The 15760-nt window shown below is 56.5% G+C and carries 16 protein-coding genes; 6 read left to right on the plus strand and 10 right to left on the minus strand.

Going from position 1 to position 15760, the window contains the following annotated elements:
• The 7 genes from tolQ to secA all read right to left on the minus strand — a co-directional run bounded on the left by tolQ (window position 1) and on the right by secA (window position 6963).
• Window positions 1-741 carry a protein TolQ gene (gene tolQ / locus Abin_RS12585; protein WP_174766836.1) on the minus strand — a complete coding sequence of 247 codons (741 nt, stop codon included), beginning with the start codon at window positions 739-741 and terminating at the stop codon, window positions 1-3.
• Between the two features lie 97 nt (window positions 742-838).
• Window positions 839-1252 (minus strand): tol-pal system-associated acyl-CoA thioesterase, encoded by a 414-nt coding sequence (ybgC, locus tag Abin_RS12590; RefSeq protein WP_048847457.1) that lies wholly within the window; start codon window positions 1250-1252, stop codon window positions 839-841.
• Window positions 1249-2328: a Holliday junction branch migration DNA helicase RuvB gene (gene ruvB, locus Abin_RS12595; RefSeq protein ID WP_048847459.1), complete on the minus strand. Its 1080-nt coding sequence runs from the start codon at window positions 2326-2328 to the stop codon at window positions 1249-1251. Before ruvB ends, ybgC begins: the two co-directional genes overlap by 4 nt.
• Complete coding sequence (ruvA, locus tag Abin_RS12600) at window positions 2325-2933, minus strand: Holliday junction branch migration protein RuvA (RefSeq protein ID WP_048847460.1); 609 nt, start codon at window positions 2931-2933, stop codon at window positions 2325-2327. The genes ruvB and ruvA overlap by 4 nt, the downstream gene beginning before the upstream one ends.
• Entirely contained in the window at window positions 2930-3436 is a 507-nt protein-coding gene (gene ruvC, locus Abin_RS12605) for a crossover junction endodeoxyribonuclease RuvC (protein WP_048847462.1), read from the minus strand. Before ruvC ends, ruvA begins: the two co-directional genes overlap by 4 nt.
• A 2-nt stretch (window positions 3437-3438) precedes the next feature.
• Window positions 3439-4188 carry a YebC/PmpR family DNA-binding transcriptional regulator gene (locus Abin_RS12610; protein ID WP_048847464.1) on the minus strand — a complete coding sequence of 250 codons (750 nt, stop codon included), beginning with the start codon at window positions 4186-4188 and terminating at the stop codon, window positions 3439-3441.
• A 51-nt stretch (window positions 4189-4239) separates the two neighbouring features.
• A complete protein-coding gene (gene secA, locus Abin_RS12615; protein ID WP_048847679.1) occupies window positions 4240-6963 on the minus strand; it encodes a preprotein translocase subunit SecA in 2724 nt (907 codons plus the stop codon).
• Between the two features lie 232 nt (window positions 6964-7195).
• Between secA and Abin_RS12620 the strand changes: the two genes are divergently transcribed.
• The 5 genes from Abin_RS12620 (at window position 7196) to Abin_RS12640 (ending at window position 13576) form a co-directional block, all read left to right on the plus strand.
• Complete coding sequence (locus tag Abin_RS12620) at window positions 7196-8143, plus strand: peptidylprolyl isomerase (protein WP_048847465.1); 948 nt, start codon at window positions 7196-7198, stop codon at window positions 8141-8143.
• A 73-nt stretch (window positions 8144-8216) separates the two neighbouring features.
• Entirely contained in the window at window positions 8217-9464 is a 1248-nt protein-coding gene (argJ, locus tag Abin_RS12625; RefSeq protein WP_048847467.1) for a bifunctional glutamate N-acetyltransferase/amino-acid acetyltransferase ArgJ, read from the plus strand.
• 81 nt (window positions 9465-9545) lie between these two features.
• On the plus strand, window positions 9546-10193 hold the full coding sequence (locus Abin_RS12630) for an RDD family protein (RefSeq protein WP_048847469.1): 648 nt from the start codon (window positions 9546-9548) through the stop codon (window positions 10191-10193).
• Between the two features lie 124 nt (window positions 10194-10317).
• Window positions 10318-12825 (plus strand): mechanosensitive ion channel domain-containing protein, encoded by a 2508-nt coding sequence (locus Abin_RS12635; RefSeq protein WP_048847471.1) that lies wholly within the window; start codon window positions 10318-10320, stop codon window positions 12823-12825.
• Window positions 12818-13576: a 2OG-Fe dioxygenase family protein gene (locus Abin_RS12640; protein WP_048847473.1), complete on the plus strand. Its 759-nt coding sequence runs from the start codon at window positions 12818-12820 to the stop codon at window positions 13574-13576. Before Abin_RS12635 ends, Abin_RS12640 begins: the two co-directional genes overlap by 8 nt.
• Window positions 13577-13657: 81 nt before the next feature.
• Here the strand turns inward: Abin_RS12640 and Abin_RS12645 are convergent, their stop codons facing one another.
• On the minus strand, window positions 13658-13960 hold the full coding sequence (locus Abin_RS12645; RefSeq protein ID WP_048847475.1) for a hypothetical protein: 303 nt from the start codon (window positions 13958-13960) through the stop codon (window positions 13658-13660).
• 177 nt (window positions 13961-14137) lie between these two features.
• Here Abin_RS12645 and Abin_RS12650 point away from each other — a divergent pair, with 177 nt between their 5' ends.
• Window positions 14138-14554: a hypothetical protein gene (locus tag Abin_RS12650; protein WP_048847477.1), complete on the plus strand. Its 417-nt coding sequence runs from the start codon at window positions 14138-14140 to the stop codon at window positions 14552-14554.
• 81 nt (window positions 14555-14635) lie between these two features.
• Here the strand turns inward: Abin_RS12650 and Abin_RS12655 are convergent, their stop codons facing one another.
• Entirely contained in the window at window positions 14636-15541 is a 906-nt protein-coding gene (locus Abin_RS12655; RefSeq protein WP_048847479.1) for a DnaJ C-terminal domain-containing protein, read from the minus strand.
• The gene (locus Abin_RS12660) at window positions 15538-15708 is read right to left on the minus strand and encodes a hypothetical protein (protein WP_170237851.1); all 171 of its coding nucleotides are present in this window, start codon (window positions 15706-15708) and stop codon (window positions 15538-15540) included. Before Abin_RS12660 ends, Abin_RS12655 begins: the two co-directional genes overlap by 4 nt.
• Window positions 15709-15760: the final 52 nt, after the last annotated feature.

Genomic DNA, 15760 nt, shown 5'->3' on the forward strand with positions numbered 1-15760 from the left:
TCAGGCCCTTTCTTCGGACTGGCGAGACAGAATGGCAGCAAATTCCGTGCCAAAGCCTTCCAGACGGTCCTGGAACAGATCAAGACTGTTGCTGATAACGTTGTAGGCAACATAGGCAGGAACAGCCGTCATCAGACCAATGGCGGTCGCGAACAAGGCTTCAGAAATACCCGGGGCAACAACACTCAGATTGGTGTTGTGCATGGCAGCAATGGACGCAAACGAGTGCATGATACCCCAAACGGTACCAAACAGGCCCACGAATGGTGCAACGGGAGCCACTGTTGCCAGAAACACCACCCAGCGACGCAGGCGGTCCATTTCACGCGTCACGGTGATACCAATGGCGCGGTCAACGCGTTCCTTCACGCCGCCACGCACCAGATCAACACCGGGAATACGGGCAGAGCGACGCCATTCACCCATGGCGGCACCAAAAACAGCGGCCAGAGGGTGCACAGGCTTGGCGCCATCGCTTTCGTACAGATCATCTAGACTGCCGCCAGACCAGAACCGGTCTTCAAAGGCTGCAGCCTGCTTATTGATGCGCCGCAGCGTTACAATCTTGTCGAAAATAATGGCCCAAACCATCACGCTGCACAGCACCAGCCCCAGCATGACCAGCTTGACCATAAAAGAGGCATTCATAAACATGCCCCATACCGACAGATCTCCCGCCGCTGCTACGCCGAGATTTGCCGCGTCAACCGCACGATCCAAAAACGCCTCCTGCCTCTGCACCCACCATGGGGCAACCAGTCACCGACTCGGGCTTTTTACCAAGCTGCCCAATCGCCCCATTTTCTACTGTCTTCCGTACAAAAGCAGAAGAGGGCCTTTACTCTTCTGCTGCAAGTCGGCGTAAAAGATCACGCCATAACGGCGGAAATCGGGCAGGACGCCCATCTTCTGCTTTAACGCATGCCAGCACCACATCAACCCGGGCGCAAAAATCCTCTCCGCGGGTAAAAACCTGCTCAAGCCGGCAACTGGCTGCCTTCTGGTCAAGAAGGCGGGTTGTGACCGTTACAATATCATCCAGCTTCAGCGGTATGCGGTAATTGATGGTGGCATCATGCACCACAAACACCAGCCCAAAATCAGTCAGAAGGCTAGCGGCTGGCATACCCAGACTGCGAATGGCTTCGGTGCGCGCCCGTTCCGCAAAAGCCAGATACCGGGCATGATAGACAATGCCGCCCGCGTCCGTATCTTCATAATAAATACGGAAATCGATGCTGTGCGTGGTCATTCCCCCTCCTCATCTTCCGGTAGAAGATCCATCTGGGCAGACCGAGGCTCATCCGGTCGGGCTGGTGGTGTCAGCCCCAGATGTCGCCAGCCCCGTTCACCCAACACGCGCCCCCGACTGGTACGCATCACCAACCCTTCCTGAATCAGATAGGGTTCAATCACGTCTTCCAGTGTATCCCGGGCTTCAGCCAAAGCAGCCGCGAGCGTTTCCACCCCCACCGGGCCACCATGATGAAATTCTGCAATGCGACGCAGATAACGTCTATCCATCGCATCCAGCCCAAGCGCATCGACTTCAAGCCGACTAAGGGCTGCATCAGCCACTTCCCGGCTGACGGGGGCGTCTCCCGCACCACTGAAGGCTGCAAAATCACGCACACGCCGCAGAAGCCTGCCTGCAATACGGGGTGTACCGCGTGACCGGCGAGCAATTTCCTCTGCCCCCGCATGACTCAAGGCAAAGCCGATTTTTTCTGCCCCGCGGGACACAATCAGCCGCAGTTCATCCGGCGTATAAAAAACCAGCCGCAGCGGGATACCAAATCGGTCACGCAACGGGGTGGCCAGCAAGCCGGCACGGGTCGTTGCTGCCACCAGAGTAAACGGCGGCAAATCAATCCGCACCGACCGGGCGGCTGGCCCTTCCCCAATAATCAGATCAAGCTGAAAATCCTCCATCGCGGGATAGAGGATTTCTTCAATCGCAGGCTGAAGACGGTGTATTTCGTCAATAAACAGCACATCACGCGGCTGAAGATTGGTCAGAATCGCTGCCAGATCACCCGCACGCTGAATAACCGGGCCAGACGTCGCCCGGAAACCAACCCCCAGTTCACGGGATACAATCTGCGCCAATGTGGTTTTACCCAGCCCCGGTGGCCCATGCAGCAGAACATGATCAAGCGCCTCCCCCCTCTGTCGGGCAGCGGCAATGAAGATGGCCAGATTTTCCCGGCTGGCTTTCTGCCCGGTAAAATCAGCCAGAGTTTGGGGGCGAAGGGTCGCCTCGGCGCTATCTTCCTCCCGTCGCGTGGCGTCAATTTCGCGATCAGGGGTGAATTCGGCCCCACTCATCGGGCAAGCTCTTTCAGGCTGTCACGCAGCACAGTATCAAGCGTGGCATCACCCCCCCGTTCATCCAGCAGGCGGCGCACAACCGGCACGGCCTCTGACCGACGGAAACCCAAGCCTGCAAGTGCCATAAGCGCATCGGCCTCAATCCCGCCGCCGGGAGTAGCGGCTGCAGGAATCATCACGCCCCCGCCGCCACCGGGCATTTTTCCAGCCTTGTCGCGCAGTTCTGTCAGAATACGGTCAGCCAGACGGCCACCAACACCCGGGGCGCGCGTCAGGTTGGCTTTGTCAGCCGTTGAAATAGCCGCAACCAACTCACCCGGTGATAAGGTAGAAAGAATACCCAGTGCGACTTTGGCCCCAACACCCTGCACGCTGGTCAACAGCCGGAACCACTCGCGTTCCGCACTTTCCATGAAGCCGTAGAGCAGAATGGCATCTTCACGCACCACGGTTTCAATCAGAACGCGGGCTTTTTCAGGTGGGTTAGGCAACGCTGCCAATGTACGGGTCGAAGCCGCAACCAGATACCCCACGCCATTGACGTCAATCACGCATGAACCGGTTTCAACCTGAATGACCAAACCGCATAGAAACGCAATCATGCCATTCTTACCCCGGCTGCAATATGGCGGGCGCTGGCCCGATGATGAGCATGACAGATAGCAACCGCCAGAGCATCAGACGCGTCCGCCCGGATCACTTTAACGCCCGGCAAAAGCCGACGCACCATCATTTCCACTTGGTCTTTGTCAGCCGAGCCCGTGCCAACCACTGATTTTTTAACCGAGAGCGCGCCGTATTCCGCAACATCCAACCCGGCCAGAGCCGGGGCCAGCAAGGCCACGCCGCGGGCGTAGCCCAGCTTTAGCGTGGCGGTACCATTTCGGTTGACGTAGGTTTCCTCAACTGCCGCTTCAGCCGGAGCCAGACGGTCTATCAGCAGCATCAGGTTTTCATGCAGCACCTTCAACCGGTCTGGCACGCTGTCTGCGCTGTTGGTTGCGATCACACCATTTTCGACATGCCGCAACCGATTACCCTCAACATCAATCACCCCCCAGCCTGTAAACCGCAGGCCGGGATCAATGCCGAGCAGGCGTACCACTGTCAGGAAGACAGTTTTTCGGCCAGATCATCCGGCAGTTCAAAATTGGCATACACGTTCTGCACGTCGTCATTGTCTTCAAGGACGTCCAGCAGCTTGAACACGCTAGTGGCTTTTTCTTCATCCAGCATGACAGTATTTTCTGGCCGCCAGTCCAGCTTCGCACTTTCCGGCTCACCAAATTTTGGCTCCAGAGAATCGCGCACGGCGAAGAACGATTCCACTTCACAGGTGATTTCATGCGTGGTGTCAGAAGACACTACGTTTTCCGCACCCGCTTCAATCGCGGCTTCCAGCATGTCATCTTCAGATGCCACGGAAAGCGGATAGGTGATCACGCCCAGACGCCGGAACATGAAAGAAACCGAATTGGTTTCACCCATTGACCCGCCGTATTTTGAAAATGCAGCCCGCACGTCAGATGCGGTACGGTTACGGTTGTCGGTCAGACCTTCAACAATAACGGCAACACCGGCCGGCCCGTAGCCTTCGTAACGCACTTCAACATAGTCATCGCCGCCCGCAGTGCCTGTCGCTTTTTTAATAGCGCGATCAATGTTGTCTTTGGGCATGTTCACGTCGCGCGCCGCGGCAATAGCGGCACGAAGGCGCGGGTTAGATGTCGGGTCAGGCAGGCCAGACCGTGCGGCCACAGTCAGTTCACGAATAACCTTGGCAAACTGTTTGGCCCGCTTGGCATCCTGCGCCCCTTTGCGGTGCATGATGTTTTTAAATTGGGAATGACCCGCCATGTTCTCTTACCTATCTCACTCTTGCAGCCTGTCCGTTCAAACCTGATCGTTTCAGATCAGGCGACCATGACAATGCTTGTATTTCTTGCCCGAACCACACGGACAGGGTGCGTTACGCGGTGTTTCGCCCCAGCTTGACGGGTCATCCGGCATAATAGCACTCCCCCCGATCGGCGTTGCCATTTCTGGCGCAGCACCGGGGGAAAGACCCGGCCCCGGTTCAGAGGCAAAGCCCGGTATTTCAGGGTTGGCATGAATTTCAGCCGTGCCCGCAAACGGGTCAACCGTGCCGGGCGGGGCGACTTCTACCCGCGCGACCAGAGACACAACCCGTTCCCGCATTTCTTCAAGCATGATGGTGAAGAGCTGGAAGGCTTCATGCTTATATTCGTTCAGCGGATCTTTCTGACCATATGCCCGCAGACCAATACCCTGACGCATCTGATCAAGGGCATGCAGATGCTCTTTCCACACCGCGTCGTAGGTCGTCATCAGCACCTGCTTTTCAATGAAGCGCATCAGATCAGGGCCCAGATTTGCAGCACGGGCAGCGTGAGCCTGTGTTGCAGCCTGATTAATCCGTTCCGCAACCTGTTCGGCGTCCATGCCATCTTCCTTCGCCCAGTCTGCGATTGGCAGATCAAGGTTCAGGTTTTTGTGCACAGCAGCCGTCAGGCCAGCCACATCCCATTGTTCAGCAAAGGATTTTTCCGGGATATGCCGCATAACCATCGCGTCAATCACATCATCCTGCGCTTCAGACAGAATGGCGGAAACATCCTCGGTTGACATATATTCCCGGCGCTGGGCGTACACTTCCTTGCGCTGGTCATTCATCACGTCATCATATTTGAGCGTGTTTTTCCGCATGTCGAAGTTGCGGGCTTCGACCTTTTTCTGCGCACGCTCCAACGCCTTGCTCAACCACGGATGAACAATGGCTTCGCCTTCCTTCATGCCCATTTTCTGGAACATGCTGCCCATACGGTCAGACCCGAAAATACGCATCAGGTCATCTTGAAGCGAGATAAAGAAGCGCGAATTGCCCGGATCACCCTGACGGCCAGCACGGCCCCGCAACTGGTTGTCAATGCGGCGGCTTTCATGGCGTTCGGTGCCGATAACGTACAGACCGCCTGCCTGCTTCACAATTTCATGGTCACGGGTCACTCGATCGCGAATCGCCTGTTCAGCAGCATCGCGCTCGGGTGACGGTTCAGCCTCGCCAAGCTGCTGGTCGATCAACATATCCACGTTGCCGCCCAGCTTAATGTCGGTGCCGCGCCCTGCCATGTTGGTGGCAATGGTAATGGCCCCCGGAGACCCTGCCTGCGCAACAATTTTGGCTTCCATTTCATGGAAACGCGCATTGAGCACATTATGCGGAATACCCTGCTGCTTCAGCAGGTCAGACAACGCTTCACTTTTTTCAATGGACGTTGTGCCCACCAGAATAGGCTGCTGGCGTTCGTGAATTTCACGGATAAGACGGCTGACCGCGGCAAATTTTTCAGCTTCGGTCAGATAAATTTCGTCATCTTCATCCTTACGGGCAACCGGGCGATTGGTGGGAATTTCCACCACATCCAGCTTATAGATTTCCGCAAATTCGTCCGCTTCGGTCATAGCCGTGCCGGTCATGCCTGACAGTTTGGGATAAAGGCGGAAAAAGTTCTGGAAAGTGATGGAGGCCAGTGTCTGGTTCTCCTGCTGAACCTCCACATGCTCCTTTGCTTCCAGCGCCTGATGCAGACCGTCGGAATACCGGCGGCCATCCATCATACGGCCGGTGAATTCGTCAATAATCACAACCTTGCCGTCGCGCACGATGTAATCGACATCGCGTGAGAACAGGGTATGGGCCCGCAGCGACTGCTGAACGTGATGCACCACCGCAACATGGTGCAGGTCATACAGGCCGCCTTCATCCAGCACGCCAGCTTCCCGCAGCAGGTCTTCAACCTTGTCAGACCCGGCGTCAGTCAACACGACGCTGCGGAATTTTTCGTCCTTGTCGTACGTAGCAGGGTCCTGCACCAGCCTGACCACCACTTCATCAACAGCCCGATACAGTTCAGAACTGTCTTCAGCCGGGCCAGAAATAATCAGCGGGGTCCGTGCTTCGTCAATCAGGATGGAGTCTACTTCGTCCACAATGGCGTGGTAGAAGGGGCGCTGCACCATCTCTTCCAGGCGATATTTCATGTTATCGCGCAGGTAGTCGAAGCCGAATTCGTTATTGGTGCCGTAGGTAATGTCTGCCGCGTACGCTGCACGACGCGCATCATCAGGCATGTTGGGCACAATGGTGCCGGTGGTCAGCCCAAGGAAGCTGTAAAGGCGGCTCATTTCAGCGGCGTCACGGGCGGCCAGATAGTCGTTCACGGTGACAACATGAACGCCCTTCCCTGCCAGAGCGCTGAGGTAAACGGCCAGTGTTGCCACCAGCGTCTTGCCTTCACCCGTGCGCATTTCAGCAATACGGCCGGCCTGCAGCACCATACCGCCAATAAGCTGCACGTCGAAATGACGCATACCCAGCACACGGCGCGATGCTTCGCGCGCTACGGCAAAGGCTTCAGGCAGCAGGCTGTCAAGCGTTGCTCCCTTGGCCAGCCGGTCGCGGAATTCGACGGTTTTTGCAGAAAGAGCAGCGTCGTCCAACGCCTGCATCTGGGGTTCCAGGGCGTTGATTTCCGGCACGCGGCGCTGGAACATCTTGAGCGTCCGGTCATTGGCGGTGCCGAACAGGGCGCGGACGAAGCTTGCGAGCATGAAAACCTTTCCGAAACAATGCACGCCCATTCCGCCTTCCACCCGGAACCAGACCGGAGGAAACAAAAAGGCATCAGCATGGAGTGGCTCGTGGGGAAAATAGGGCCGGGGCCGCCTGCGGTCAACCAATCAGCCCGGTTTCTTGCCTTGCAACAGGCAAGAGGGGTTGCAGGCCTCTTTAGCCTCCTTCATAGAGGAAGCACAGTTTATTCCTTATTCAAGGTTTGTCCTCATGCGGTTTACCAATCAGGCCATCGCTCTTGCAGCTACGGCCCTGCTTGCCTCCACTGCCTTTTCTGCTCCTTCTTTTGCCGCTCCGGCAGCACCGGCCGCAGCCCCTGCTGCACCCGCCGCGCCGCCAGCCAAGCCGGTTGACCCCAATGCTGTGGTCGCCACCGTGAACGGTGAAAAAATCACCGTCAGCGATGTGCAGGATGCACTGGGCAACATGCCGCCGCAGATGCGCCAGCTGCCGCCAAACATGATTTACCCCATGCTGGTAAACCAGTTGGCTGACCAGAAAGCCATTCAGCTGGTTGCCCACAAGGAAGGTCTGGACAAGACCCCTGAAGTTCAGAAAATGATGGCTCAGGCTTCTGCCAACGCCCTGCAGAACGCATGGCTGTCAAAGCAGGTTACGCCGCAGCTGACCGATGCCGCCATTCAGGATTATTATCAGCAGAATTACGCTGGCAAACCGGCAGAGCAGGAAGTGCATGCTCGCCACATTCTGGTTAAGACCGAAGCTGAAGCCACCGATGCTATTAAAAAGCTGAAAGCTGGCGAAGATTTCGGGAAGCTGGCTGCCCAGATTTCAACCGACACAGGCAGCGCCAAGCAGAATGGCGGCGACCTGGGCTGGTTCAAGAAAGAAGACATGATCCCGGCTTTCTCTGACGCCGCTTTCGCCATGAAAAAAGGTGAAATCAGCAGCACGCCGGTTAAAAGCCAGTACGGTTATCACGTCATTCAGGTGCTTGATACACGCACGGACCCGATCCCGGCTCTGGACAGCGTGAAGGACAAGATCCGTCAGGCTCTGATCCAGAAATACGTGCGTGATGCAGTTGGCAAGGCCACAGCGGGCGTGAAAATTGTCCGTTTTGACCCGGCTACGGGCAAACAGCTGGCTGATGCACCGCCTCCGGCTGCGGCCCCGGCTGCTCCTGCCAAAAAATAATCTGACCTTACCGTTATTTTTTCAGCCCGCCATGCCCTGCATGGCGGGTCTGTCGCTTTAAGGACATAGCGTTATGGCACACGCCCTCCCCGTTTCTCCTCTTGCCCGGCCGCTTCCCGCGCTTGGTGTTGTTCGTGGAGTACGATTGGGGGCAGCCGAAGCTGGCATACGCTATAAAGGCCGAACTGATCTGGTTCTGGCCGAATTTGCACCGGGCACAACTGTCGCGGGTGTTTTTACACAGACAAAATGCGCAGGCGCGCCAGTTGACTGGTGCCGCTCTATTCTGCCGCAGGGTCAGGCTGGCGCGTTGGTGGTCAATGCTGGCAACGCCAATGTCTTTACCGGCCGCGCCGGGCGTGAAACCTGTCAGGCAACGGCCGAAGCCGCGGCAAAGCTGGCGGACTGCCCACTGGATGCCGTGTATCTGGCATCTACCGGGGTTATCGGGGCTATTCTGCCGCACGACCGTATTACCGACGCGCTGCCAGCCCTGCATGACTCGTTAAGCGAAACCGGGTGGGAAGCCGCCGCGCGTGGCATCATGACCACCGATACCTTTCCCAAGGCCGCAGTTCGCACCGCCACGCTAAACGGCACAACCGTAACCATTCAGGGCATTGCCAAGGGCAGTGGCATGATTGCGCCTGACATGGCCACCATGCTGGCATTTGTGGCCACCGATGCAGCGCTCCCTGCCCCTGTCTTGCAGAGCCTTCTGTCAACGGATGTGAAAACCACCTTCAACTGCATCACGGTCGATTCTGATACCTCGACCTCTGACATGGTGCTGCTGTTTGCAACCGGCGCGGCCCAGAATGCTCCCGTTTCAGCCGAAACTGACGCGTTGCAGGACCCCGCACTGGCAGACTTCCGCAGCGCCCTGAAAGCGGTGCTGCATGACCTTGCCCTTCTGGTTATTCGCGATGGTGAAGGGGCCACCAAGCTGATGAGTATTACCGTCACCGGCGCTGCCTCACAGAGCTCTGCCTGGCGGGTGGGGATGGCCATTGGTAATTCGCCTTTGGTCAAAACCGCTATTGCTGGCGAAGATGCCAACTGGGGCCGTATTGTCATGGCTGTTGGCAAATGCGGGGAACCGGCTGACCGGGATACGCTTTCTGTTTCTATTGGCGGCGTATGCATTGCCCGCGACGGCACCGTTGTGGATGGTTATGATGAAACCCCGGTTGTGGCCCACATGAAAGGCCAGGAAATTGATATCGCGGTTGACCTCGGCCTCGGATCAGGTTCGGCACAGATCTGGAGTTGCGACCTGACGCACGGCTATATTGATATCAATGGGTCTTACCGTAGCTAGGTGCGGTAAACCCAATCTTTAGGACATCGGGCCAAGACATGGCCCTTGGCTGAACGAATTTTTTTCTAAGGAACAGGCCCGATGCCCCCTTCTGACCTCCCCCCCGGCTGGAGCGGACCTTATCAATCCCCCAACACCGCCGCCCCCTATACCCAACCGGGCGGGATAGGGCAGCCCACATGGGTGTATGCCGGTTTTTGGTGGCGGGTCTGGGCGTTTCTGATTGATGCGCTGATCCTCAGCGTGGTGGATAGCGTGCTGGGCTTTTTCATGCTGCCCGACCTGAAAGTCGAATGGCAGGAAACGCCTATTCCTGATGCGTCAGGTCAAACAGTTGATGTGGTTGATATTGCCGATTTTGTGCAGCCCGACACCATTTCAGTGTTGATCCCCCACATTCATGCAGGCAACTGGCATCTGCCCAGCCTGTTTCTGGCGCTTCTGCCTGCGCTGTATTTCATTATTTTTGAATCTTCGTCCTTCCGCGCAACACCCGGCAAGCGCCTGTGCCGGCTGGAAGTGACAACATCCCGCGGCAGACGGCTCTCCATCGGGCGGGCAGCTTTGCGGTTTGCTGTGAAAGCGTTTATCTCGTTTCCGTTTTTCTATATCGGCGTATTGATGGTTGCGTTCACCCGGCACAAACAGGGCCTGCATGACCTGATAGCCGATACTGTTGTCATCCGTGCCGAAACGGCTGAAGTCGTAACCTTCGAACCGCGTTCCTGACACGCGGGCCTTTTCTGCTGCCAGGCGGTCTTGATGCCGCCTGAATTGCCCCCTACCCTTACACGCATCATACGGGCGTTTTATCGCCCTTTTCCTTCTGCGTTGAATAAGGATACGGCACGCCATGGCGGCAGACAGCCTGGATCGGGGCACGACCAGACTCGCTTCTGATTTTTCTTCTGTTTTTCTCTATGCACTCAGGCTCTGCTTTGTCTGTGCCATGCTGGTCGGGGTGTCTTTCAGCATTCCTGAACAGGCGCACGCAGAAGCAGCACCTGTCGCCACCGGCACCGGGTCACTCAGCCAACAGGACGCTCAACAGCTTCTCAGCGTTCTGAATGATCCTAAAAAGCGCGAAGATTTCACCCATACCTTGTCCCTTATGGCAAAGGGTCTGCCTACCGCCGCACCTGCAAAAGCAGCCACGACCGCCCCGGCTGTGGTGGATAGTGACGTCAATTCCGAACTGGATAGCCTGACATCGTCCATGCAGGGGTATGTCCGCAACTTTGCTGGCCTGTTTAAGGATCTCGGGTCTGTCGGTTCCTGGTTCCATTCTGAACTTCGCAACCCGGAAACACGCCAGACGCTGATTGATGCCTTCAGTCGGGCACTGATTATTCTGCTGGTGGCTCTGGCGCTTGAACGCTGCGCCAGCATGCTTCTGAAAAAACCTCTGACATCTGTCACGGCCCACGCTGAAGCCCGGGAACGCAAGCAGGAAGCAGCGGCAGCCGTTGAAAGCGTGGAGGCTGCGACCTCAACCCCGGATGGCGACAACACCCAAACCCGCGCTGATGATCAACGCAGACGTAATGAAGTCATGCGGTATCTGGTCCGTGTGCCTTACAACGTGTTGCACTTTCTGCTGAAGCTGCTGCCGGTTGTGGTGTTCCTGGCCCTTGGGTATCTGGGCGCGGAATTCCTGACCACCACCACGCAGGCCCGCACCGTTACCATCACGCTGACAAACGCATATGTCATTGCGCGTGGCCTGTATCTGCTGGTTGAAACGGCTCTGGCCCCTCGTTCTCCTGCCATTCGGCTGGCACCGGCCAGCGATAGCACGGCCCGGATGCTCACCCGGTGGTGGAATGTGCTGGTTGCCGCGCCATCGCTGGTTATCTGCCTCTCGACTTTGGGGAGTGAGTTCAATCTGGCACCCCGCGGTACGGAAGCCATGCTGCGGGCCGTTATTCTGATCCAGCATCTGATTATTGCTGCCTTCATCTGGCGCATACGCCACATTGTAGCCAATGCCCTACAGCCGTCAGAAACACTGCGTAAAAACGCATTCTGGGCCTTTGCCGGGGCGATGGCCCGTTTCTGGTGGATACCGGTTCTGTTTCTGGATATCGCGTTGTGGTTTGTCTGGGCGGCCCACCTTAAGGGCGGGTATCAATGGATTCTGCGCGGCACAATCCTGACGCTTGTCTGCCTGGTTCTGTCCCGGCTGATTGCGGTTCTGACCTATGGCTTGCAAGACCGGCTCTTCCGTATCAGCGACACAACGGAAGCTGAATATCCCGGCCTGCAAAAACGCGCCGACTATTACTATCCGTTTGTGCGCCGCATGCTGACGGTCTTCATTATTTTTGTCACCTGCGTCAGCATTGCCCAAAGCTGGAGCATCCCGAGTTTTCACTTCTTCCTTGAAAATCCGCTTGGTTCGCGACTGATCAGTGCCGCCGTTATTCTGACAATCGGGCTGGTCATTGCGTCTGTTGCGTGGGAAGTCATTAACGGTCTGCTGAACAAGCAGATTGACCGCTACACGTCCTCCGCACAGGCAGGGCGTGCGACCCGTCTGCGCACCATTCTGCCGATTATCCGCACCGTGCTGCTGGGTTTTATTATTGTGATTGTTACTGTCACCACCCTGTCGCAGATCGGGATTAACGTCACACCATTGCTGACGGGTGCCGGGATTCTGGGTGTTGGTCTGTCCTTCGGGTCACAAAGCCTCTGGAAAGACGTGATCACCGGCTTCTTTATGTTGGCTGAAGACGCCATTCAGGTTGGCGACTGGGTCACAACCAGCGGTGTTGCCGGGACGGTGGAGCAACTTTCCATTCGTACGCTAAGAGTACGATCTTTCGATGGCGATTTGCATATTATTCCGTTTTCGTCCGTAACTTCTATTGCCAATACGGGACGTGGCTTCAACCAGATCATCGTCAAGCAGGTTCTTGATCTAAGCGAAGATAGCGGAAAAGTGGTCCACATCATGTCTGATGTGATTAAAGAAATGCGGAAAGAGGATGCGTTCCGTCACATTATTTTCTCTGACTATAATGATCTGGGCGTCGATTGCAGTGACAGTAACGGGGCGATCCTTATCGGTACCATCCGCACTGCCCCGATGATGAAATGGAAAGTGCAACGCGAGTTTTATCGTCGTCTGGCCAACCGTATGGCCGACGCTGGCGTGAAGTTTTACACCCCGACATCCTACTACACCACGCCACCGGGCAATTCGATGCATCTGACAGTTGATGATCTGCCTGATGCGTTCCCTCCGCCGCGTGACGCGCCCTCCCCGGTTACCACCCCGGAACCACCCTCTCCCTCGCTGTCACATGGCAACAAACCGCAGGGCCACGGCCCAGCAGAAGGCCCAGCACATGCCTGAAACACCGGCTTCCTCCCTCTCCCAGACTGACCTCCAGCGCCTTACCGCGCTGGAGAAGCCACTGTCTGAATCAGGTTTTGCCTACCAGCCAGCCGCCGATATGCGGCCCCTGCTGGAACAGTTTGGCCTGAAACAGTGGGAGGAATTTGCCGAAAGCTGGAATCATCTGGGCGTGGACCGCTATATGGCCGATGGCGGCCGCTACCGGCGGCGGCGCTATGCCACGTTCTCGCTCACGGACGATGGTATTATTCGTAAGCCCCATCAGCCCCATTACCAGAGCCGGGATTACAATACCTTGAATGGGGGTATTGAACGCTGGTTCAAACCCGTGACCCCGGCCATCGGCCAGAATCCGGCCCTTCTGGCCATACTGGCTTTGACCCATCGTGTTGCGACAGACCTGACACCCGCAACCCTGCAACCCAAAGCCTGGCATACCGAAATTCATCAATTCCGGATTGAAGCCAGCCCGGACTCAGCGGGGCAGCCAACCCCCGAAGGCCTGCACCGGGATGGTGTGGATTGGGTGTGTGTGCTGATGGTGAACCGGGAAAACATTGCCAGTGGTGAAACCACCATTCACGATCTGAACCGCAAATGTGTAGGGAGCTTTACCCTGACCCAACCACTGGATACGGCATTCGTAAATGATAGCCGTGTCTACCACGGCGTAACGCCGGTCAAACCTGTTGACCCGACGCGGCCTGCCTACCGGGATGTGCTGGTCGTTACCTTACGGCATGAATAAAACAAAAGGCATGGAGCGCTTTTCTGGCCCTCCATGCCTTTTCAAAAAAACCAATAATCACCGGTCTTGGTGCTGTCGGGTTTAGTATCCGGCATATGAAATGGCGTGTAACCCAAGGGCGGCAAAACCGAAAACAAACACCATGGCACCCACCATCTGCGCTATTTCTTTCATACTAACGTCATGTTCCTTTACTGGTGCGGTCTGAACCGGGGCTGGTGTAACGGGGATAACGGGGTCAGGCATAACGGCATGCGTCTGTGCCGTAACATCTTCCCTGACATCGGCCGTCGTCACGTCATAATCCGCTGGGATCTGCCCTTCATCCGCCGCGAGAGGGTGCATGGAAACGGGTTCATCGTGAGATGACTCTGTTCCTATCATGGCAAAACCCTTTCATTTTTTGCAATGCAGATTTGTAATCCCCACTTATCTGGTGATCAAATGCTCATCCGTCAAGGGCCGCTCCTTAAAGCGTGCGCATCACGATCCCGATGTGAAGGGATAGACGAAGCTGGCCCAGACAGGCACATGAGAAGACCCATTTCAGGAGTTCCGGTCATGAAAAGCCTGTCCGTTTTTTCTTTTGCCTGCGCTGTTTCTCTGGCGACGGCTGCTCTGTTCCCAGCGGCACAGGCTGCCAGCACAGCAGCACCAGCTCTGGCTGATGCCCACACGCAGTATCCGACATCCCTGTTCGAAGGTCAGTGGGCCATCATGGCCATGAGCCCCGTTTCCGTGGCAGCCAACAAAGCCGTTGGTCCTGCCGCGCGCCTGCTGGTGACACTGCCTGAAGCGCTCAAGAAAATTGTGGGCCAGGATAAGTTCAGCCTGTCCCGCCAGTCTGGCACATCATGGAGCGCGAAGCAGGGTGACCTGACTGTTACGTTCTCGCTGATTTCTGAAAACAGTGCCCAGCTTCAGGTCAAGGGAACAGGCAACCATAAGCTGGACCTGCCCCTGTATCGCGATAACTGACCCCACATTAAAAAAGCCTGCGCCCCTTTTCAGGGCAGCAGGCTTTTCTGGGGTTCTCACCCAACATTACAGGGAGCTGTTTTAGACAGAGTCGGGCGTCCAGTTTTTCAGGAATTCCTGTAACGCCGCATCAGGCTTGCCAATCTTGATCTGCAAGGTGACATACAAATTCCCCGCATCGCGCGAGCCATGAGCCTGCACGCCCTTCCCCCTAAGCCGTAATTTTGTGCCCGTGTCTGAACCCGCAGGCACGTTCATTTTCACAGCCCCGGTTGGGGTTGGAACGGTGATGGACCCACCAAGGACCGCCGTTTTCAGATCAACTGGCAGCGTTTCATGCAGGTCATGACCATCACGTGTGTAGGTTGCGTCTGGCAGCACCGTGACAGTAATCAGCGCATCACCCTGCGGGCCACCTTGCACACCCGCATCCCCCTTTCCCCGCAAACGCAAGGTCTGGCCGTCTTCAATTCCCGGTGGAATTTTAACATCCAACGTAGCCCCATCCGGCAACGTAATGCGCGATGTGCTCCCGGTGACCGAGTCAAGAAAACTGACCTTCAACGAATAAGAGCGGTCCGCCCCTTTCTGCGGGCCTCGTCGTGCGCGGCCACCGCTGAACATGCTGCCAAACAGGTCGCTCAGGTCTTCTTCCGAAAAACCAGCCCCGCCAGGACCACCCGGCCCGCCATAGCGGAAGCCCCCCATTCCTTCGCCATAGCCACGCTGACCACCACCAAAACCGGGATGCATCCGCTCCTGCCCTGAGGCATCAATTTCCCCACGATCATACCGGGCACGTTTTTCAGCATCGGACAGCAGTTCATTTGCCTGACCAATAGCCTTGAACTGTTCTTCCGCTACCTTGTCGCCAGGGTTCAGATCGGGGTGGTATTTCTTGGCCAGCTTGCGGTAGGCCTTGCGGATATCATCCTGACTGGCTGTTTTTGAAACGCCCAGAACCTCATACGGGTCGCGCACACTCATGCCTGTTCTCCCTTCCGGGTGTCAGAGGGAGCAGAAAATATGTCCGTATCAAGCAGACTTATCAGCAACGCGATAATAACATCCTGAGAATAACCTGCTTCTTGAGCCTCCGCGACCAGAGCCTTCAGGCGAGGCTGCAGGAATGCCTCTGCCGATATGGTTGTCATAGGGTGACCATCTCCACTTCATGCAAACAGGCACGTCTATTGAGCGTGCCTT

Origin of the sequence: Acetobacter indonesiensis, from assembly GCF_000963945.1 — a bacterium.
In the GTDB taxonomy this organism is placed as follows: domain Bacteria; phylum Pseudomonadota; class Alphaproteobacteria; order Acetobacterales; family Acetobacteraceae; genus Acetobacter; species Acetobacter indonesiensis.